Consider the following 20,230-nt stretch of genomic DNA (forward strand, 5'->3'; position numbering starts at 1 on the left):
TATAAGTTAGGATAAGCACAAGTGGTGAACTGCTTTTAGCATTTATTGTTAAAAGTGTAAAGAAATTAAAGGTAGGTGGATAAATTAGCTGAAGTTTTTGCAAAGGGAGATGATTTATACGAAGCAAACAAGGACGGAGCTATCTATATCACAACCGATTCGGGCGATAATTGTTAGTCCAGATAGAATTATTGAGAGTACTAGATTCTATATTTGATGCCAGACCCGCAACAATGAATGCCGTTGGGTGTGCTTATTTTTTTATGGTGTTATCTAGTTATTAACCTGTTGTTTGAATTACTATAAAAAATATTAGCTTATCAATCAGGTAATTATAGACATTGAGGAGCATATCAGGATTAAGCATTTTCTAAATATTAATATTTGTATCAAGACTACAAATCAATTCCTGATTTCATCAGTTTAAGTTTTCAAATTATTAAATTTGGAATTCAAATTTGTAATGCAGTAAAATTGGAATCACTAGACTATTTCGAATCTCATTCTCTATTTCAGCTGTACAAAGCACTGAACCTTCCTGTAGACCTGTTTGATCTTACGGAGGGATTCACTATTTTCAATTTAAGAGATATTTGTTTCCACATTAAGAGATCCGGATACACGCGATAACGAATTGTTAATTATAACATAAAGTACTGCTTTTGGGTTTTCTATTCCATGGACTTTGTAAGGAACATTCATGTGGAAGTGGCCATCTGGAAGTTGAGTCCAATCAGATGGCTCAAATTTAAAAATATAATCTTTACGATTGAAGTATGGTAGTAATGTTGCAATAAGAGGGAATAAAATAACAAATACTAATGCAAGATAGTCTAATTCTTTTGTATAGTACCACTTATTAATTACATAGACTGCAGATCCTGTAGTTAAGGCGATACATATATTTTTAATGACATTATTTCTCACGATCAATCTCTATTTTACATCAATTAAATCTAGAAATTTCAAATATTTTCAAACTTATTGGAGATAAGTAAATAAATTATCCACAACCTCAGTTACAATTTTCTTAATCAACTCAGCATCTCTATTGTAAAAGCCACTACCTCCTAATAGTAATGAATTAGCAAAAAGTTTTTGCTTACCACTGAATTCAATGACATCAAAAAAATTAATATCTAAAATTTCTAATAATTCACCCAGTTTTTTTATATCAAAATCATTTTCTCCCTTTTCTAAACGACTATACTGTGCTTGTGAAATATCAAGTAGATCTGCAATATATGTTTGAGAATAACCTTTTTGTATGCGTTTTTCTCTTATTTTTTCTAATCTGACTTTCATAATGTCAAAAATATAAATCAAAAATATAAAATTATTGTGAATTTATAAACAAAATAATTGTATTCTAAAAACGTATAAAGTATACATTTTACGGATTGTTAAATAAGGTATTAATCTATAGTTTTACCAAATATTAAAACTTAATAACATTATATTATGAAATCGGTAAGAAAAATCGCAAGTCATCCTATCATATTAGGTACATTACTTGCTTCGTTTTTAAACATGTCGTGTAGTCAAGGTGATACTCGTGACAATCAGAGTATTGAAATCAAAAATGAAAAAAACAGTAGTAATTTTTCAAAAATAGCATCGCTTAGTGATGCTGATGTTTTTAAAGGAGTAATGTTTTTTGAAGGAGATATTGCTAATAGCTTATCAGATTTTAAAGAATTAAACTTTAGAAACTTTATTACTGACAATACAAAAATTGCAGAGATTGAAGCATTCCAAAATAATGTTGTTAATAATATTGAAGTTTCAAATCCTGGTTATTTGGATAAATTCAGAACAGACATTTCTTCTGGGGATTATTACAAAGTTGAAGCTGCCATTAAAGAGGCTGCCCAGCTTGTAAGAAAAGAAACAATAGCATTAGCTCAAACTAATGATGCAACGGCAACAGAGCTTACAAATCTTTATGCGACACAGGTCAAAGAACAAAGTGACATCAGCAGTTCTACATCAGTCCCAGAGGTTGCTTCAAAAGCGAGACAAATCAAAATACAGGCTGGGGATACGGTTTGGTTTGATACTGACACTGTTGTTTGGGCAGTTGTGGCAGTTGCAGGAGCTGTGGTGGTTGTAGGTGCAGTAGCTGTGTTTTTATATGCTCCACAGACAGGAATGGATACTCCTTACTTACAAGAAAAATTTACTTCGGATGTAACAATGCAATTAAAGGGAATTTAAGTATTTTACATGAAGAAAGTAAGTATATATTCAATAATAGCTCTCTTTTCAGGGCTATTTATTGTTTTATTCATATTCTTTAAACTCCTCAGTGTTTATTTAGGAAATAATCCTCTTAACAATAGTCAGAGCATAAAAGCATCCTACGTATCGTTTTTTCCGGAAGGTTGGGCTTTTTTTACCAAGACTTCAAAAGATCCAAAAATTCATATCTTTTCTGTCAAAGGGAATAAGATAGAATACCTTAATCTTAGAAATTTTTCTTCTGAATATTATTTTGGTATATCGAGACACAATCGGGTATTAAATGTTGAAATAGGCAATATTACACAAAGAATTAAAGAAGATTCTGTTAAATCTTTCACAATAACTACAAAGTCTGAATTAAATATTCTGGATGGGATAAAACCTGACACTTTACAATATTCAGATTTGGTGATAGATAAGAAAAGTATTAAAAATTTTAATGGAAGATACTTAATTTCATTGGAATTTCTCCCGCCCTGGTCTTTATTAAACCAAAGTCCAGAGTACCCTTCCAAATTTGTAGTTTTCCCCATAAATATTATCACGAAATGAGGTCATTAATTTTGTTGTTGGAAAGAAAATCTATATTTAGTGAGCGTTTAGCATTTGCCCGATCTATATTTGCTTTAGGCGCCTTATTAACTCTTTTATTCAATAACGTCCCAGAATTGGCTGATTTTGAGTTATTGTCGAATAAACAGGAAATGATATTCGTAAGAAATATACCACTCGCCAATTTCAGTATCTTCTATTTATTAGGTTTGGAGTTGGGAAAATATATTTCGATCCTGATCCTGCTATCTGTTTTTACGGGATATATTCCCCAGGTAACAGGCTTATTACAAGCATGGGTACATTATAGCATTTGTAATAGTTTCTTGGTTGTGGAAGGTGGTGATCAAATTGCCTCAAATCTTACCATTCTGCTTGTTCTTATCTGTTTATTTGATAATCGGTTAAATCAATGGAGACCAGAAAGAAAAAGTGAGGGAAGAAAGCCTATTAATGTTTTTTTTAATATATACTATTTTTTGATTATTCTTCAGGTTGCTATAATATACCTGCATTCGGCTGTTGGAAAACTATACAATGAAGAATGGAGAAATGGAACCTGTGCCTATTATTGGTTTACGCACAACGTATTTGGAGCGCCGGTTTGGATTCAGAGAATCTACAATATTTTTACACTAAGTAAATTTACTCCTTTATTTACATGGTCTGTAATTATCTTGGAACTCTTACTTTTTGCATGTATATTAGCTACCAATAGAAAATTAAGATATTCTTTTTTAATTGTTGGGTTGATTTTTCACTTGAGTATTATTTTTACTCATGGCTTAGTTTCTTTTTTCTGTTCCATGGCTGCAGCATTGATACTCTATCTTGATGATGAAAATATCATATATTCGAAAATAAAAAAATTATTTATCAAAAACTATTATGGTAAGAAAGTACAAAGCTAAAATGGGCACAATGACTATAGTCTTAACATTAGTCTTAAATCTATTTATTATTAGTCTTTATTATTTTATTATTTTTAAAAAAGATTATGTTGAGGTTCCTTCAGCAGCAGCGAAGTATTTTCTTTTAATGCTGTTTGCAATAATAGCGATAGTCCCCTATATATTACATCCTAGAGAGTATTTGATAAAGGATAATTATATCCTTATAAAATCACCTGTTTTTACAATAAAAAAGATTAACATTTATGATTTGGTGGATATAAAAGAAACAAATACACGTGCATTCAACATGCATATGCGTATGTTTGCTTCGAAGGGTTTTTGGGGATACTTTGGAATATTTAATTCAAAACCATATGGCAGGTATTCAGTATATGCTTCCAATCTAACAGATCTTGTATTTATTATTACAAAGACTAAGGATATCACTATTATCAGCCCAAGACAAAGGCTTGATTTTATAACAACCTGTCAGAGTATCAGATCTCAGCAATTAGAAAAAATTAATTAGGACTCTGTAAAAAAGTATTCGAAGATAATAACATCCCGTTTTCAGCTTTTGAGAAAATTTTAAGGATTTCTTTAATGCAATTTGGAGGTAACAAGGGTGACGAATTTGAAATTATAAAAAGAAACGAAACCGAAAAATTCAATAAACCATCATTACCTACTTATTAAATATTTTCGATCAGTATTTTATCATTTATCTTTTCCCTTAAGTAAAGAAACTCTGAGTATAACCAAAGTTTGGATATATTGAAATCCCATAAGGGTTCATTTTCATTAATTATAACAAGTGTTTTATCATTAATGTCATATTCTTTCATAAAGTAACTGGTAAGTGATAACAAAATTTTTTAACTATCATGATTTACTGGGCTATAAAAGTATGGATTATTCGTCATGCTTATTTCTCAAATTAATAGACATTATTCTTGTTTCCAAAAGCTTAAATTCATGCATGGGGTATTTTATGGATGCGGTACCCAGTTTTTTCCAAGGGATTCCTTTAATAATTTATTGTTTCCGAATTATTCTTTTTATAAATAAAATCTTCTTTTGTAGGATGGTAATTCTTAAAGAACCATCTGGATCCTCCTACTGTGAGATGTTTCATGCTTAGTTTGTGAAGGTTATTTCTACTGACAATTTCCAGGGCCCTGCTGTTAATATTGATATTTTAAAAAGTGGCTATAAGCTCACCTTCAACACTGTATAGGTTACCTTCTTTTTCATACATGTCTCTGCTATTTGCAACCAGGTTTGCCCCGGTTCTTCTAAAATGGTCTTTACTGACAGATAGCTTTTCCAAGTTTTCAGCATGCAGGTGAAACCTATTACCATCTTTAAATGAGATCAGAAAAGGCTCGGTATTTGAATTTCCACGAAATGATGTTATACCAAACGGGGCACAGACCTTCGCTATCATTTTCCCTCTGATTATAATAAGCAGGTATATTATAAAAATCTTTTCTAGGTATTTGTTGAAGAATTTCATGAATTGTCTCATAATCAATTCCGATGGCTTACGCTTTTTTCATCTTATGATGTAATCAGGTGCTCAAGGCTTTTCATATCTCCATAGTTGGAAATAGCGTAGTTTTCAAAATTTTCAATAGATTTCCATTCTTCACCGGGAAGATTCCCGAGTGAAGTATTGTGAAAGACTTCACTAAAGTATTAGTTATCTATATTATCGGTCTGGATCATTAAAAAAATTGTTAACAAAAAAATATCACGGCATCCTGAAAACAAAAATATTAAACTCAAAATATGTTTAAAAGGAATGTGGTAGATTAGGAATACAAGCATCTTAAGTAAACTATAGTAAGAATAACAATTAGCACATTATTCTACTTAAAAAAGATTTTTTACCTTTAGTACAGCTTTTATTTGATCACCTATGCACGAAACCTTATTCAAATATATTGAAGACAAATCCGGAATGACCTTGAAATCTGATGAAAAGATCCTCATAGAAGAAAAATTCAAACCAAAAAAATTTCGGAAACGGCAATATCTTCTGCAGGAGGGTGATGTGTGCAAATATGCCAGCTTTGTTGTTAAAGGATCTGCCCGTATGTTTTCGGTTAATGATAAAGGTCAGGAACATATTGTTCGTTTTGGAGTCGAGGATTGGTGGCTCGGTGATCCTGAAAGCTATACGCAGGGCACCCCTACAAAATTTCACATAGAAATGCTTGAAGATTCTGAACTATTGCAGATTACCTGGGAGCATCTTCAAGATCTTATGGCGGCGATTCCTGCTGTTGCAGCTACCTTAAAATCAATGGATAAGCAGAGTTTCATAGCAAGCCAAAAACGAATACATGCAGCCATAAGCATGAGCGCAGAAGAGCGCTATGAAGAGTTGATGAAGTCCTATCCATCGTTCATTTTAAGATTTCCGCAAAACATGGTTGCATCTTACCTAGGTATTTCCCCTGAAACATTAAGCAGAATTAAAAAGAATGCCTTGAACGGTTGATTAAATGATTATACAATTATACGATCATACAATCAAAAGGTGGTTACTTTCCTGCTTATTTTATTTGGACTTTTTAAGCGGATCACTGCTGTGGCTAGGTATGATCTTTAAAGCGCATATCCAAGTTTGATTCTTTATGGGCTGGGCCGGCACTTTACAAGGGGAAGGTTATGAATACCATTTGCTTGTGATAGGAATATTAGTGGTGCTGGCGAAATATGGTTCAGGAAAGGTAGCGCTGGATAATCTGTTGCATAAAAACATAAAATAGAGACGGCTGTAAATTTCCAATACTGCATAAACGTTTTAGTAATTGAAAGGATTCGCTTGAGTCCTTTTTTTGTTTATAAACATCTGCTCTCTTACACGAATCCATGATTGATGTCAGTGCAATGCTCTTGATAAATGTCAAGACCATTTTTTGACAAAGGTCATTAATGCTTATTTATGATTAACGCAAATTTGTAACATCAAAATGAATCAAGGGCAATGTCCCTATAAACAAAGAATACATTAGATAATATAAGGACAATTAAAATTTACTATAATGACAACAAATTCAAATCCTCACACAAATTACAATGATGCCGAAAGTTTAGATAGAAAAATTCTTTCTACCGATGTTTTTGATCAGCTTTTTACCAAAGCAAGATCACACCACCATTGGACGGATAAGGCAGTCTCAGATGAAGACTTAAAAAAACTATATGAGATCGTAAAATATGGTCCGACAAGCGGCAACCTGCAACCTGCCCGAATTATATTTGTTCGAAGTGAAGCAGGGAAAGAAAAACTTTATCCCGCATTAGAAGGGATGGGGAGCAATCTAGGACAGGTTAAGTCAGCACCAGTGACCGCGATCATAGCACAGGACGAGCTTTTTTGGCGGGAGGCACCAAAACTATTTCCGAGAATAGATGTTAAACCAATGTTTGAAAATGATCCCAGCTTTGCTGAATCTATAGCCTACAGGAGCAGTTCCCTAACTGGAGCTTATCTCATGATCGCGGCACGTGGTCTCGGACTGGATGTATGTCCAATGTCCGGATTCCATAATAATATTATCGATGAAACATTTTTTAAAGGGACTTCATGGAAGGCAAATTTCATCTGCACGATCGGTTATGGAGATGATTCCAAATTGCATCCGCGTGATCCGCGTCTGGCCTTTGAAGAAGCTTGTCGTTTTGAATAAAGCTATCGGATTTATTAAAGAATGATAAAACGAAAGTGTTTTTCATTTTATCATTCTTAAGTTCAAAAATTAAGATTTCAAACTATGAGAAAAAATAAAATTCCGCTTCGAATTTCTATAAATGGCAAACCTGAAACTGCGCAATACTGGGAAGCACTTGCAAAGGTATTGGGAGCAAAAAACATGCTGGGAGATCCAGGCCTTTCGGCCTATAAGCTAAATGATAATACAGTATTGGAGATTTATGGAACAGGTCTGGTCGGTCCTCAAATGATTTTTAGAGACGGCGATATTGTGATAGGTTTCCAGGTGGACGACCTAGAAAAATCCGTGGATATTTTGCTAAAAGCTGGAGTTGAACCTGTTGATGGTATTATCAGGACATGTGAAAGCTATGCTTACAGTCATCTTTTATTTGACGGAAATCTTTTTGGACTTTATCAGATCGACTAGGCTTGACATTTATCAATCGTATTTTTTGATAAACATCATTCCCTATCTTTTGACAATAGCTGAACTTTGACATACAAACTTTAAGAACGACAGTAATTCAGATACGATTATCAATATATAATCTTCTTGCTCTAAGAAGTTACTAATAGAAATAAAAATTAATTATAAATAACACTTAAAAATTTACAAACATGGCAACAAAATGGAATCTTGACCCAACGCACAGTGATATTACTTTTAAAGTAAAGCACATGATGATTTCTAACGTAAGAGGAAGCTTCACAGATTTTAATGTGGAAGTGGATACTGAGGATGATACGTTTACTAATGCAAAAACGAGAGTAACGATCAAAACCGATTCGATTTCAACCAATAATACTGATCGTGATAACCATCTGAAATCCGCTGATTTCTTCAATGTGGAACAAAATCCAACCATCACTTTTGAGTCTTCAGCACTAAATGTTAGTGATGGGCTTACAGGTAATCTTACCATCAATGGAATTACTAAGCCTGTTACCATCGACCTGGATTTTAACGGGATCGAAGTAGATCCTTATGGAAATTCGAGAGCTGGCTTTTCTTTTGAAGGAAAAGTCAACAGAAAAGACTTTGGTTTGACATGGAATGCTGCCCTGGAAACAGGCGGGCTAATGATTGGAGAAGATGTCAAATTAGCTGGAGATCTGCAATTTGTAAAGCAGGTACAAGAAGGCTAAAGCATTTCTGAAGAAATAATTTTAAGCGGCCAGCTAAATGTTAGCCGCTTTCATTCAAAAGCAAATATTTATTATGGAAATAGGAATTGACAGTTTTGCATCTGCCATGTATGGCACTACAGGAATTACACCAGATCTTGCAATGAAAGAATTGCTTGAGCGTATCGAGCTTGCCGACCAGGTAGGATTATCCGTGTTTGGGATTGGTGAACACCATAAAAAAGGATTTTTAGATTCTGCTCCTGCAGTTATTTTAGCTGCCGCAGCAGCTCGTACCAAGAAGATACGGCTGGCAAGCGCAGTAGTAGTTCTTGGAGCTGCAGATCCCGTCCGGCTTTTCCAGAGTTTTGCAACTCTGGATATTATTTCTGAGGGAAGAACAGAAATGGTTGTTGGCAGGGGATCCTCGATAGAAGCGTACCCGCTTTTCGGACTGAATCTCAGCGACTATGATGAGCTGTTCCATGAAAAACTGAATCTTTTGCTGGAAATCCGTAAAAACGAATTCGTGACTTGGAGCGGTAAATTTCGTTCAAAGTTAGACAATCTTCCAGTTTATCCAAGACCTTTGCAAGAAAAGCTCCCTATTTGGTTGGGAGTGGGCGGTACTCCAGCCTCTTTTGAAAGGGCAGGCCGATTAGGATTACCACTAATGGTAGCTGTCATTGGTGGTTTTACGGAACGATTTAGACCTTTGGTTGATATATACAGAGAAGCAGGAGCTAAGGCTGGATTTAGACCCGAGGATTTAAAGGTCGGTCTGCATTCACCTGGTTATGTTGCTGAAAACGATATGAATGCTATCGCCGAATATTATCCCGGACATGTTGATCAGTGGAACAGAATTGGCAAAGAAAGAGGGTGGGCGCCAATCACACGTTCTCAGTTTGATTTAAATGTCAGTCCCAAAGGTGTATTAGTAGTAGGTGGTCCCGAAGCGGTAGCAGAAAAAATAATTAATCACAGTGAGTCACTCGGAGGTATCCAAAGATTCACTTTTCAGATGGACAATGCCGGTCTTTCACACAGCCAGTTAATGAAGGCCATAGAACTAATTGGTTCCAAGGTTATTCCGACTGTGAACATGACATAAATGTAGAAAATATGTTGTAATTTCATTCAAATTTCACAATTCCAAATATATTAAAAAAGTAACAAAATGAAAAAAATCGCTATTAACGGATTTGGCCGTATTGGCCGTGCTGCCTTAAAAATCATTTTTGATACGAATGATCTTGAAGTAGTTGGTATCAATGATCTAATGAGTATAGAAAATGCTGTGTACCTGCTCAAATACGACAGTAACTATGGCAAATATGAAAAAGATGTTCAGATTGCTGGTGATACAATTGTTGTGAATGGTAAGCCAGTTAAATATACTAACGTCACGGACATAGAAAGTTTACCATGGAAAGAAATAGGCGCAGAAATAATCATTGAAAGTACAGGTTTGTTCACCAATAAAAATGATGCTGAGAAGCACCTTACAGCCGGTGCAAAATTTGTGGTGATTTCCGGTCCGACCAAGGATACTCCAACTGTCGTACATGGTGTAAATACAGAGGACGGTAAAGTTTCAGTTTTTTCATGTGCAAGCTGTACTACCAATAACATTAGCCCCATTATTGAAATACTGGGAAGACGACTTGGTATCAAAAAAGCAATTTTGAATACAACACATGGTTATACAGCATCTCAGACCCTAATTGATGCCCCATCTAAGAAAGAGCCCCGTATGGGCAGAGCAGCAGGTATCAATCTGGCACCAGCTGCTACAGGGGCTGCTATAGCAACAACAAAAGCCCTACCTCAGTATGTAGGAAAGTTTGATGGTATAGCAGTTCGAGTACCAGTTCCTGTAGGCTCTATATCCGACATAACTTTTGTTGCAGAAAGACCTACGAGCATTGAAGAAATTAACCAAATTTTGACTGAAGAATCAAAAACTGAGCGGTATAGTAAAGTTATTTCTGTAACAGACGAACCTCTTGTATCTACTGACATCATCAAAAGTCCATTTGCTTCAACTGTTGATTTGGAAATGACCCGTGTTGTTGATGGTGACCTGGTAAAGGTTATGGCATGGTATGACAATGAATGGGGATTTAGCAATCAGATGATCAGACAGATCCAGTCTATTTAAAACTATCAAAAAACTACAGCAGATGAATTATGCAAACACAGCATTTACAGAAGTAATTAAGGCGATCCAGGAACAACAGGGAAGCCGTGATATCTATGAACGGATGGAAAAACAAAGTTACCGCGATGGTCTGACAGAAGTTGAAAAGGGTTTTATAAGTGGGATGGATAGCTTCTATCTGGCTTCATTTGGCGAAAATGGATTTCCTTATATTCAGCATCGTGGTGGTCCAAAAGGCTTTGTTAAAGTTATTGATAAGGAGACCCTTGGTATGATTGATTTCAGTGGGAATAAGCAATATATTTCCGTTGGAAATATTGTCACCAATAATAAGGTATCACTGATAATGATGTCATATCCTATGCGTGCAAGATTAAAAATCTATGCTAAGGCTGAGGTTATAGAAATTGAGGACGATCCGGCTCTATTTAAAGAATTGAAACCTAATGATTATAAATTCAAACCGGAGCGAATGCTGATCTTTCGGATCGAAGCTTACGACTGGAACTGCCCACAACATATTATACCGAGATACACCGAGTCGGAAATTACAGAAATACTTGGACCTAAGTTGGAATATATTGAAAAGCTAGAGGAAGAACTAAGTACTTTGCGCAATCGTATAAAAGGGTAATTCCTAACTAAAAATAAAAACAGATGATATTCTGACCACTAAAGGTGGTGCTGAAAGATTATAGCGAAACTCAGTTAACCTTCCCCTCTTTTCAAAATTGAACATATTGCACAGCTTCCGGCGATCAGATTAAGATACTGGCAACTCAATCACGACACGGTTCTGCAGGCATCGAACGAATCACGGGGGATTTGATGGGCTTTCATATTACCGTGTAAGTGGAAGAAAGAATTTTGAGCTGTATATAACAGAGGATACCGTGTACTATAATGAAAAGCTGATAAAAGGGGACTGGAAAATCAACTGGTAATTTTTTCTCCGCAGATATTAATGACTTATCGGATGATGCTGTTTCCGCTTATAATTATTTGAAAAACAGAAATGACCTGAATTATTCCAAAATGGGATTTTTAGGAGCAAATCAGGGTGTGGCTTATTCCGTTGGGAGCCAATAAGATTTCCGATTGTGGCTTTGCAATTTTAGTAGTCGGTCCTGCAGTTTCTCTTTACGAGCAATATTTCAATAGGGTTCAATATACTGCCTGGAAATGTCGCAAAATTTTCAATGATAAAATATTCTAAAAAAATATATTAATAGTCATCAGAACTTCAAATCTATATGATTCATTGTACTGTTGAAAGATCAACTATTTTCTTAGCTAAAATTAGTGTGGGATCTACTAAAGTAACTTTTCTCCCCTTACTTATAATAGTGTCTTCCGATGAGAACATTAATGGCAATTCGGTACAACCAAGGATGATCACATCAGCACCTTCATGAATCAAAAAGTCAGCGGCTTTGAGTACATATTCCTTACAAATACCTTCAGCAAATCCTGCTTTTACACCTAATTGACCATAAATACTTTCCATAACATACTCCTGATGTTTTGTATCGGGTATAATAACTTCCAATTTCATCTCATTTAGCACATCATGATAAACCCTACTATGTAAAGTTCCACTGGTAGCAAGCAGACCAACTTTTATATAACCATAATTTTGTAGAATATGCTCAGCGGTAATGTTCAGCATATTAATAATTGGAATTCCCAGATGCTCCTGAATATCTTTGACAAAAGCATGAGCCGTATTGCACGGAATGGCGATCGCATCTGCACCTTCCGCCTCTAATCGCTTACAAGTTGAAAACATGGCTACAGTAGGATCAGTTTCCTGCCGAATAAGATTAGCAGTTCTATCGGGAATTTGCGGATTTTGTTCGACTACCATTTTGATATGATCCTGATCTTTTTGGGCAGGTGTACTCTGTATAATCTTGTTCATGAAGTCTACTGTAGCTGATGGCCCGACTCCTCCAAGGATACCTATTTTAAAAGACTTTTCTACATTACTGTTAGGATTCAGCAGGGCATAGTCTGCATACACTTGATTCACATCAATCATTTGGATACCACGTCTATGCAATAATTCAGTAATTAGTGAGAGTTCAGTGATACCTGGCAAAATAATATCACAGCCGCCTTCAGTTAGTTCTGCACAGATTTTGTAAATGTACTCGAATGATAGGCCTTCAAAATATCCGTTTTTTATTCCATATTTACCATATATTGCTTCCATCAACTTATCCTGATCAATAGGAAATATGAGTTCATAATCAAGAAAATATTCGTCAAGCTTTTTGCTCTGCCTAACAAAATCAGAGGTAAGTATACCAATTCTGGTTCCAGAGGAGAATCTCGAACGTATATAAGCGGCAAGAGCATCATATATATTTACGATCGTAATAGAAATTTCCTTCTGTAGCTCATCAATGAAAGAATGGCTTGCAAAACAGGGCAGTAGTATTTTAGTGACATCTCTTTTCTCAAAATTCTTACTAACATTATATGTATAAAATTTTCTTGATCTGATATCCTCTTCCTGATGTAAGGGGAGGTTAATCTGGCTGTAGGGTTGCTGTTCAAAGATAAAGTGGTAGCCCAATTGATTTTTAAGAACTTTCTTGTTTTTGAGTAATTTGAAGAACAGGTCGCCACCGGATAAAGTGCCAAGGCCGCCGATTACTGCAATTTTTTCTACCATTCCGCTTGACTAAATAATATTTTACAAATTTACAAAATTTTTTAGCAAAACTTAAGGACTAATTTTTAGTTTAGCGATAAAAAAAGAACTACTAATGAAAGGGCGACTTTGCTTTGTTAGTTAATATCAATATAATGAATTACAAGATCTTAGAAAAAAACGAATTATCAATAGTTATTTGAGCTTGGAAGCTATTTTGTGAAAGAATGGAGTATTTTTGATATCATTTCAAAGAAGTGTAATAATTAGGTAATGGCTCAAAATATGCATGTGGTGTGAAATAAGTTATTGCTTCTGTATACATGGAAACCAGTGTATAACGTTCGGCTCCTGGATGCTTACAGTACAGAAGGGATTATAATAGTTTTTTTAAGGAGTTGTTAACAAAGTTTAAAACTAGGACTGCTAAACTTAAGATTTTATAAAACTTGCAAAATATGAACAGACTGAAGTCTTCAAACGTATGGACCTGAGATTTGTTGGCCACAGCAAATCTTAGCGCAAGAAACCACACCCTGCCGATCGGTTACTATGAAGACGGAACGAATCTGGATAAATTGTATATCGGGACAAATTATACAGCAGAGTATGGAGGGAATTCAACAAATTGTCTCAAAGTAGCTTATAGGTAAAATCAAATGTAAAACTTGTTACCACTAAACATTCCGGTATCACTATATTCTGCATTTTTTTTAATTTGAAATAAAACCAGATTACTCTCTGTTTCAGCTTCAATAATTAAATTTTCTTCAAAAATCACAGAATCCCCTTTTGTAACTGTCTCATTTCCGATTTTAATATTTCCATTAAAACAGTAAAGAAAATTAATAATCTTATCATAATTTTCAGGAACTTTAATAGAATTTTTTTTGTTTAATCTTATATCAAAAATATTAGTTTCCACTCTTAATTTCAAAGGAGCGTGTTTTTGATTTCCCGCAACTAAACGCCAAATATTATCGCTGTAAATATTTTCAAACTGATGAAACTGAACCTTCGGAGGCAAATCATTTTCTGTAGGGCGCATAAAGATCTGAAGCATTTCAACGTTTTCTTCTGAACTTTCCTCGTGTGAAATACCACTTCCGGCGTTCATCATCATCATATAAGAGCTATTCAAATGCTCTTCATGTCCGGTACTGTCTTTGTGAATCATTTTTCCTGAGCGCATGTAAGATAAAATTTCATCGTTCTGATGAGGATGCATCGGCACCAGTCCGGGAGGTTTGAATAGCGCATGATCAATTCTTCCAATGGTAAAAAAGCCGGTATCTGTTTTATCCAAATTGGCACCAGGGTATAGAATTTCCACTTGAAAAGTAGAATTTCCGTGAGTATGTTTTTCTGAAGCTTTTATAATTTTCATAACTTTGATTTTAATAAAAAAAGAAACACAGGTAGTTCCACAGAACCCGTGTTTCTTTTTGTTAAATTGACGATTAATGATAGTTTAAAATTCCTACCAATTTCTGTCCGTTAGGGCTTGTCCAGTCGATAGCCAATTCAGAAATAATCTGGTCAACTGTTGTAATAATAGCTCCTGCCTGTCTCATTCTTTCCAAAGCTAGATTATCTCCATATTTTGTATAAGAAGCCGATGCATCCGCAGAAACCTGCACTTCATATCCTTCATCTAACATCTGTAAAACCGGGAAAGTAACACAGATTTCAGTAGTGACTCCGGCTACGAAAAGTTTTTTACGTCCTAAATCTTTTACTGCTTTATTAAAACCGTCATGGTGCATGGCATTTACAATTCCCGGACGTTTAATACGTGCTTTGAATGCTTCCGGTAAAATTTCTTCAAGTTCAGGAATCAACGGTCCCTGTACATACTCTTCCATACTTGAAGTAAGAATTACAGGCATATTAAGCGCTTTTGCAATTTTTGCCAGTTTAATTGCGTTTTGCTTTACTAAATTAATGTCATGAGAATGTGTCCATGCCATTGTTCCTACTTGGTGATCAATTAGCAGCATTGCTGCGTTTTCCGGGTTGAATGCTTTTGTGTGCATAATGTAATTATTTAAATGTTAATAAAAATTTGTTTTTGCTACAACAGAAATTATATGATTGTTGTACAGGACAAAATTATGCTCATTGCAAGCCCTAAAACGGTGATATTTGATACAAAAAAACTGTGATAAATGTCAATCAATTTTTAAATTTTATATCTAAAAAACCTGATTATCAGTTTATTAAATGATAAAAGACCATCTTGGAATTGATATTTTGTCATTTTAAAAAAAATAATTGTTAAAAAATTTAAGAAAAATAACGCTTAGAAAAATTGCCAACTCTTCGGGAAATGATGCCTAACTGTTGCCTGGTTCAAATTCACAATTTTGTACCGTCAATAACGACAAACATATTTAATAATTTAAAAACAATATTATTATGGCACGCATTAAAGCATTAAATCCGGAGGAAGCTACCGGAAAAACAAAAGAACTTTTCGAGACTGTAAAATCTAAAATGGGAATGGTTCCCAACATGATGAGAACTTTAGGAAATTCTCCAGCGGTACTTAATGGATATCTGGGTTTCAATGCCGGATTAAGTTATTCTTCGCTTGGAGGAAAATTAGGAGAACTGATTGCACTTACCGTAGCCAACGAAAACGGATGTAACTATTGCAACGCTGCACACAGTTTTGTCGGTGGCAAAATGGGAATCAGCGAACAGGATATTAACGATGCAAGAAATGGAGTTTCTTCAGATCAGAAGGTAAATGCAGCCCTGGTTTTTGCTAAAGAAATTCTGAATACTAAAGGAGTAGTTTCTAATGAATCTTTAGAAAGAGTAAGAGCAGCAGGTTACAATGACGCTCAGATTCTGGAAATTTTAGCTCAGGTATCACTCAGCATTTTTACTAATTATGCAAATATTTTGGCAGATACAGATATTGACTTTCCAAAGCTGGCTCCAATCTCTAAAAACTAATCAACACTTATAATTTAAAATAAATCTTAAACTTAAATACTTACAACAATGAAGACAACATTCAATACAATTGATATCAACGGAATAGAAATTTTTTACAGAGAGGCAGGTGACAGAAAAAATCCGACATTAGTTTTGTTACATGGTTATCCGACCTCATCGCACATGTACAGAAATCTTATCAATGATCTTTCAGATAAATATCATCTGATTGCTCCTGATTATCCAGGCTATGGAAGAAGTGAGCAGCCACCTATGAGTGAATTCGAATACACTTTTGATAATTTTGCAAAAATAGTGACAGAGTTGTTAGCAAAACTTGATATTAAAAAATACAGTCTTTATCTGATGGATTATGGAGCTCCCATCGGTTTTAGAATTGCCAGTGCATTCCCTGAAAAAATAGATTCATTAATTGTACAGAACGGTTGTGCCTATGAAGAGGGGCTGGAAGCGTTCTGGGATCCGATTAAAGCCTATTGGAAAGATCGTAACAATAAAGAAGCTGAAAATACATTAAGGGGTTTCCATGACCTCAATGGTCTGAAATGGCAATATACCCACAGTGTAACGGATCCAAGCGTAATTTCTCCGGATAACTGGGAAATTGACCTGAGACATTTGGAAAGACCTGAAAACGGAGCAATACAATTAGCTTTATTCTATGATTATCAGAATAATATCCCTTTGTACACGAGTTGGCAGCAATATTTCAGAGATTATCAACCGGAAATGCTTATTGTTTACGGCAAGGATGATTACATTTTTCCGGGTTCAGGGGCAGAAGCATTTAAGAAAGATGTAAAAAATCTTGAATTCCATTTGTTTGAAGCTGGTCACTTTGCTTTAGAGAGTCATGGTGACGAAATTGCGGCAATTATTGAAAATTTCTTAGACAGAAAAGTTAAATAAGTTGTTCACTTTTTGAAATCACCCTATAAAACTTACAGGGTGATTTTAATACTCACTACTATTTAAATTAATAAAATATACAAATATGAAAAAAGCGGGAATTTTTTTAATTTTGATAATAAGCGACTTTTATGGTTGCCAACTAACAAATAATTATTAAAAATGTACGAACCGCTTTTTGATTATATAGAACGTTACAGCAATTCAGGGCTTTCGTCCGAAGAAAAAATAACAATTCAATCGTTGTTGCTTCCTAAAAAGTTGCGAAAAAAACAATATTTTTTGGAGGAGGGTAATGCGTGTCCATACACAGGTTTTATTCTTAATGGAGCAATCCGGATGTTCAGTGTAGACAGCCACGGCATCGAATACATTCTTCAATTGGCAATAGAAAATTGGTGGATTGTAGACCGGCAGAGTTTTATTAATCAAACACCTTCAAAATATTATATTGAAGCATGGGAAGACACAGAATTATTAGTGTTACCAAGACCTAATCTGGATGCGTTTCTGGAAATTCCGGCTATTAAAGCCATGTTTTGGAAGATGAGTGAAAACAACCATATCGCAACGCAAAAACGTGTTGACGATGCGATTAGCCTGAGTGCTTTGGAACGATATAAGAGTTTCGTTAAACTTCATCCTGAAATGATCCAAAGATTTCCATTGCATCAGATTGCCTCTTATTTGGGAATTTCAAGAGAGACATTAAGCAGAATCCGTAAACAAAGCTTTCGGTAATTGATTTTTCTGTCGATTGTGAGTTTGTGACAAATATCAACGTTTTGAATGTGCAGCTGCTGTAAATTTGTTTCAATAGAATTATAATTAAAATCATGGAAAGAAATATCAAAACTACAGATACGGGAAATAATATTCTCATGACTGCCACATATATCGGAGGTCCTACAGTACTTCTTAATATTGGCGGATTTCGTATAATGACTGATCCTACTTTAGATCCTGAAGGAACTTCATTCATTTTAAATGAAAAAATGAAAGAGTCAAAGTTGTCGGGACCTGCAATAATTCCCGGAAAGCCCGTTGACATTGTTTTATTGAGTCATGATCAGCATTTTGATAATTTAGATAACATGGGCCGGGAATACCTAAAAGAAGTGAAAGCAACGCTGACCACGAAAAAAGGAGCGGAAAGATTAAAAGGAAACAGTATCGGTTTAGATCCTAAAGAATATATAGCTTATAGTTCCCCTGCTGGGGACGAAATCAGAATAACAGCTACTTCTGCCCGCCACGGTCCCGCAGGAATAGAAAAGCTAGCAGGCGATGTTATAGGATTTCATATTGCCGTTTCAGGAAAAAATAATTTTGAATTATATATTACCGGAGATACCGTCTTCTACAATGAAATTGAAAATCTCGGGAAAACAATAAATCCGGCCTACATTTTCGCATTTGCAGGAGCGGCTCGTCCCAGGGGACCATTTAACTTAACAATGGGTACCAACGATGTTCTAGATACCGCTCATGTTTTTCCAAAATCAATTATTATTCCTTTACATTCGGAAGGATGGTCACATTATACAGAAAACAATGCCAATTTGGAAGAGGCTTTCGATATTTTGGGAATTAGAGAAAGACTTCAGATTTTAAAACCAGGTGTTGAAACTATGCTTTCTTTACACTCAAATTAAATACAATTTCAATCTCCTTTAATATATAACAAGATGGAACAGAAACATCCTTTACCTCCATTTACTCAGGAAACTGCTATACAAAAAGTACAGTTGGCAGAAGACGCTTGGAATTCTAAAGATCCTGAAAAAATAGCATTAGCATATACAGTTGACAGCCAGTGGCGCAATCGTTCTGAATTTATAACAGGCCGTGAAGAAATTATAAAATTTCTAACAGGAAAGTGGCAAAAAGAATTGGATTATAAATTGAAAAAAGAACTGTGGGCTTTTACGGATAACCGTATTGCTGTACGTTACGAATATGAATATCATAATGCAGAAGGCCAGTGGTTCAGAGCTTATGGTAATGAAAACTGGGAATTTGATGAGAATGGTTTGATGCAGAGACGTTTTGCAAGCGTAAATGATCTTCCTATACAGGAGTCTGAAAGACGATTTTAGCAACCACTTAAAAAAACAGTCTAATTAAGACTGTTTTTTAATTTATATTTAAATATCCTAAAAGTTACATTAAAAAAATTAAAAGACTTATTATCTAGCACGAAGTGGGGATAGTAGGTCTTAATTTGTATTAAATAACTTTAACCCCTTTTATTTCCACCATACATGCCTCTTTTAAAAATAGAACTGTTTTCATCTGTGAAAAATAAACCAATTCTACTTCCGCTGAAGTGACGATAGTAAATTTTTCGTCTATGAAAAGAAGTGAATCATTTTTTTCTAAAATAATCTCCGAATTTATTATAGAAAAGCCTGGATAAACGTGCAGCAGGCCGATAAGACCATTTTAAGACAATCTAGAAGGACAATGTTTGTATACCGAACAATCTTGTAAAAAATATTCAGGTCTGGCTGTTGAAGTGGGATTTGGTTTTTGCTGATTGAGATCCCAGCAAACGTCATTTGTTATTGCTGTAGAGCTTATCGAAATCCTGGATGATTACCTCTGGTTTCAGACTCTCTCCGGACTCGATATATATTTGTAGTCTCTCGAGCAACTTGGCCTGTCCGTCAATATCTTCTTCATGATAAATCGTTTACCAGTTTCCATCAGCATTAGTTTCTTGCTACCAAGATTTTCAGTGAATCTTCAGAATCCGAATGTTTTACTTTTCCTATACTGAAATAAGAAAGAATTTCATTTTTAACGTGAGGATGCATAGGGATTTCTGTTTACTCCGAAATGTCACGTGATCTATTATTCCGATACTTCCAATATCTGAGTCTGCAGTAATTATTTGAACCAGGATAAAGTATCTTGATCGGATCGTGATCTTTAGTGTATTCCCTGATATTTTTTGTAACATAGTTTCTTTTTCTTTTCATTATTTA

The 20,230-nt window shown here is 34.8% G+C and carries 23 protein-coding genes and 1 pseudogene; 17 read left to right on the top strand and 7 right to left on the bottom strand.

From position 1 onward, the window contains the following. Positions 1 to 582: 582 nt before the first annotated feature. Positions 583 to 927, bottom strand: a complete 345-nt coding sequence (locus ACNFU2_RS00575; protein WP_273647580.1) for a hypothetical protein — start codon at positions 925 to 927, stop codon at positions 583 to 585. 54 nt (positions 928 to 981) lie between these two features. Further along, positions 982 to 1,305 carry a helix-turn-helix domain-containing protein gene (locus ACNFU2_RS00580; protein WP_273647581.1) on the bottom strand — a complete coding sequence of 108 codons (324 nt, stop codon included), beginning with the start codon at positions 1,303 to 1,305 and terminating at the stop codon, positions 982 to 984. Between the two features lie 156 nt (positions 1,306 to 1,461). On the opposite strand from ACNFU2_RS00580, the gene ACNFU2_RS00585 reads away from it, so the two are divergent. Genes ACNFU2_RS00585 through ACNFU2_RS00600 form a run of 4 tightly spaced genes read left to right on the top strand, consistent with a single transcriptional unit; the run spans position 1,462 to position 4,218 of the window. After that, a complete protein-coding gene (locus ACNFU2_RS00585) occupies positions 1,462 to 2,217 on the top strand; it encodes a hypothetical protein (protein ID WP_273647582.1) in 756 nt (251 codons plus the stop codon). 9 nt (positions 2,218 to 2,226) lie between these two features. Continuing rightward, complete coding sequence (locus ACNFU2_RS00590; RefSeq protein ID WP_306611611.1) at positions 2,227 to 2,796, top strand: SdpA family antimicrobial peptide system protein; 570 nt, start codon at positions 2,227 to 2,229, stop codon at positions 2,794 to 2,796. After that, a complete protein-coding gene (locus ACNFU2_RS00595) occupies positions 2,793 to 3,707 on the top strand; it encodes a sporulation-delaying protein SdpB family protein (RefSeq protein WP_306611613.1) in 915 nt (304 codons plus the stop codon). Before ACNFU2_RS00590 ends, ACNFU2_RS00595 begins: the two co-directional genes overlap by 4 nt. Continuing rightward, positions 3,685 to 4,218, top strand: a complete 534-nt coding sequence (locus ACNFU2_RS00600; RefSeq protein ID WP_306611615.1) for a PH domain-containing protein — start codon at positions 3,685 to 3,687, stop codon at positions 4,216 to 4,218. Before ACNFU2_RS00595 ends, ACNFU2_RS00600 begins: the two co-directional genes overlap by 23 nt. Positions 4,219 to 4,887: 669 nt before the next feature. Here the strand turns inward: ACNFU2_RS00600 and ACNFU2_RS00605 are convergent. Next, positions 4,888 to 5,136: a hypothetical protein gene (locus ACNFU2_RS00605; RefSeq protein ID WP_273647584.1), complete on the bottom strand. Its 249-nt coding sequence runs from the start codon at positions 5,134 to 5,136 to the stop codon at positions 4,888 to 4,890. Positions 5,137 to 5,249: 113 nt separating this feature from the next. Next, positions 5,250 to 5,330: pseudogene (locus tag ACNFU2_RS00610) on the bottom strand (hypothetical protein); the annotation flags it as partial. A 280-nt stretch (positions 5,331 to 5,610) separates the two neighbouring features. Here ACNFU2_RS00610 and ACNFU2_RS00615 point away from each other — a divergent pair. From ACNFU2_RS00615 to ACNFU2_RS00650, 8 genes are all read left to right on the top strand, one after another. Then, positions 5,611 to 6,195: a Crp/Fnr family transcriptional regulator gene (locus tag ACNFU2_RS00615; RefSeq protein WP_273647585.1), complete on the top strand. Its 585-nt coding sequence runs from the start codon at positions 5,611 to 5,613 to the stop codon at positions 6,193 to 6,195. Between the two features lie 136 nt (positions 6,196 to 6,331). Then, positions 6,332 to 6,466 carry a hypothetical protein gene (locus ACNFU2_RS00620; protein WP_273647586.1) on the top strand — a complete coding sequence of 45 codons (135 nt, stop codon included), beginning with the start codon at positions 6,332 to 6,334 and terminating at the stop codon, positions 6,464 to 6,466. A gap of 276 nt (positions 6,467 to 6,742) precedes the next feature. Further along, positions 6,743 to 7,390 (top strand): malonic semialdehyde reductase, encoded by a 648-nt coding sequence (locus ACNFU2_RS00625; RefSeq protein WP_273647587.1) that lies wholly within the window; start codon positions 6,743 to 6,745, stop codon positions 7,388 to 7,390. Positions 7,391 to 7,474: 84 nt separating this feature from the next. Then, entirely contained in the window at positions 7,475 to 7,843 is a 369-nt protein-coding gene (locus ACNFU2_RS00630; RefSeq protein WP_273647588.1) for a VOC family protein, read from the top strand. Positions 7,844 to 8,034: 191 nt separating this feature from the next. Then, entirely contained in the window at positions 8,035 to 8,562 is a 528-nt protein-coding gene (locus ACNFU2_RS00635; protein WP_273647589.1) for a YceI family protein, read from the top strand. A 73-nt stretch (positions 8,563 to 8,635) separates the two neighbouring features. Further along, positions 8,636 to 9,655, top strand: coding sequence for an Atu2307/SP_0267 family LLM class monooxygenase (locus ACNFU2_RS00640; RefSeq protein ID WP_273647590.1), 1,020 nt, complete (start codon positions 8,636 to 8,638; stop codon positions 9,653 to 9,655). Between the two features lie 66 nt (positions 9,656 to 9,721). Beyond that, on the top strand, positions 9,722 to 10,705 hold the full coding sequence (locus tag ACNFU2_RS00645) for a type I glyceraldehyde-3-phosphate dehydrogenase (RefSeq protein WP_273647591.1): 984 nt from the start codon (positions 9,722 to 9,724) through the stop codon (positions 10,703 to 10,705). Between the two features lie 22 nt (positions 10,706 to 10,727). Then, positions 10,728 to 11,339, top strand: a complete 612-nt coding sequence (locus ACNFU2_RS00650) for a pyridoxamine 5'-phosphate oxidase family protein (protein WP_273647592.1) — start codon at positions 10,728 to 10,730, stop codon at positions 11,337 to 11,339. 624 nt (positions 11,340 to 11,963) lie between these two features. Here ACNFU2_RS00650 and ACNFU2_RS00655 read toward each other — a convergent pair. From ACNFU2_RS00655 to ACNFU2_RS00665, 3 genes are all read right to left on the bottom strand, one after another. Further along, positions 11,964 to 13,385, bottom strand: a complete 1,422-nt coding sequence (locus ACNFU2_RS00655; protein ID WP_273647593.1) for an amino acid racemase — start codon at positions 13,383 to 13,385, stop codon at positions 11,964 to 11,966. Positions 13,386 to 14,019: 634 nt separating this feature from the next. Continuing rightward, positions 14,020 to 14,751, bottom strand: coding sequence for a pirin family protein (locus ACNFU2_RS00660; RefSeq protein ID WP_273647594.1), 732 nt, complete (start codon positions 14,749 to 14,751; stop codon positions 14,020 to 14,022). Between the two features lie 73 nt (positions 14,752 to 14,824). Continuing rightward, on the bottom strand, positions 14,825 to 15,400 hold the full coding sequence (locus ACNFU2_RS00665; RefSeq protein ID WP_273647595.1) for an isochorismatase family protein: 576 nt from the start codon (positions 15,398 to 15,400) through the stop codon (positions 14,825 to 14,827). A 382-nt stretch (positions 15,401 to 15,782) separates the two neighbouring features. Here ACNFU2_RS00665 and ACNFU2_RS00670 point away from each other — a divergent pair, with 382 nt between their 5' ends. The 5 genes from ACNFU2_RS00670 to ACNFU2_RS00690 all read left to right on the top strand — a co-directional run bounded on the left by ACNFU2_RS00670 (position 15,783) and on the right by ACNFU2_RS00690 (position 19,339). Further along, positions 15,783 to 16,328, top strand: coding sequence for a carboxymuconolactone decarboxylase family protein (locus ACNFU2_RS00670; protein WP_273647596.1), 546 nt, complete (start codon positions 15,783 to 15,785; stop codon positions 16,326 to 16,328). 48 nt (positions 16,329 to 16,376) lie between these two features. Further along, a complete protein-coding gene (locus tag ACNFU2_RS00675; RefSeq protein WP_273647597.1) occupies positions 16,377 to 17,240 on the top strand; it encodes an alpha/beta fold hydrolase in 864 nt (287 codons plus the stop codon). A gap of 162 nt (positions 17,241 to 17,402) precedes the next feature. Further along, positions 17,403 to 17,981 (top strand): Crp/Fnr family transcriptional regulator, encoded by a 579-nt coding sequence (locus ACNFU2_RS00680; RefSeq protein WP_273647598.1) that lies wholly within the window; start codon positions 17,403 to 17,405, stop codon positions 17,979 to 17,981. A 95-nt stretch (positions 17,982 to 18,076) separates the two neighbouring features. Next, positions 18,077 to 18,895 carry an MBL fold metallo-hydrolase gene (locus ACNFU2_RS00685; RefSeq protein ID WP_273647599.1) on the top strand — a complete coding sequence of 273 codons (819 nt, stop codon included), beginning with the start codon at positions 18,077 to 18,079 and terminating at the stop codon, positions 18,893 to 18,895. Between the two features lie 33 nt (positions 18,896 to 18,928). Beyond that, entirely contained in the window at positions 18,929 to 19,339 is a 411-nt protein-coding gene (locus tag ACNFU2_RS00690; RefSeq protein ID WP_273647600.1) for a nuclear transport factor 2 family protein, read from the top strand. Positions 19,340 to 20,230: the final 891 nt, after the last annotated feature.

This window comes from Chryseobacterium sp. PTM-20240506 (genome assembly GCF_048296755.1).
Taxonomy (GTDB): domain Bacteria; phylum Bacteroidota; class Bacteroidia; order Flavobacteriales; family Weeksellaceae; genus Chryseobacterium; species Chryseobacterium proteolyticum.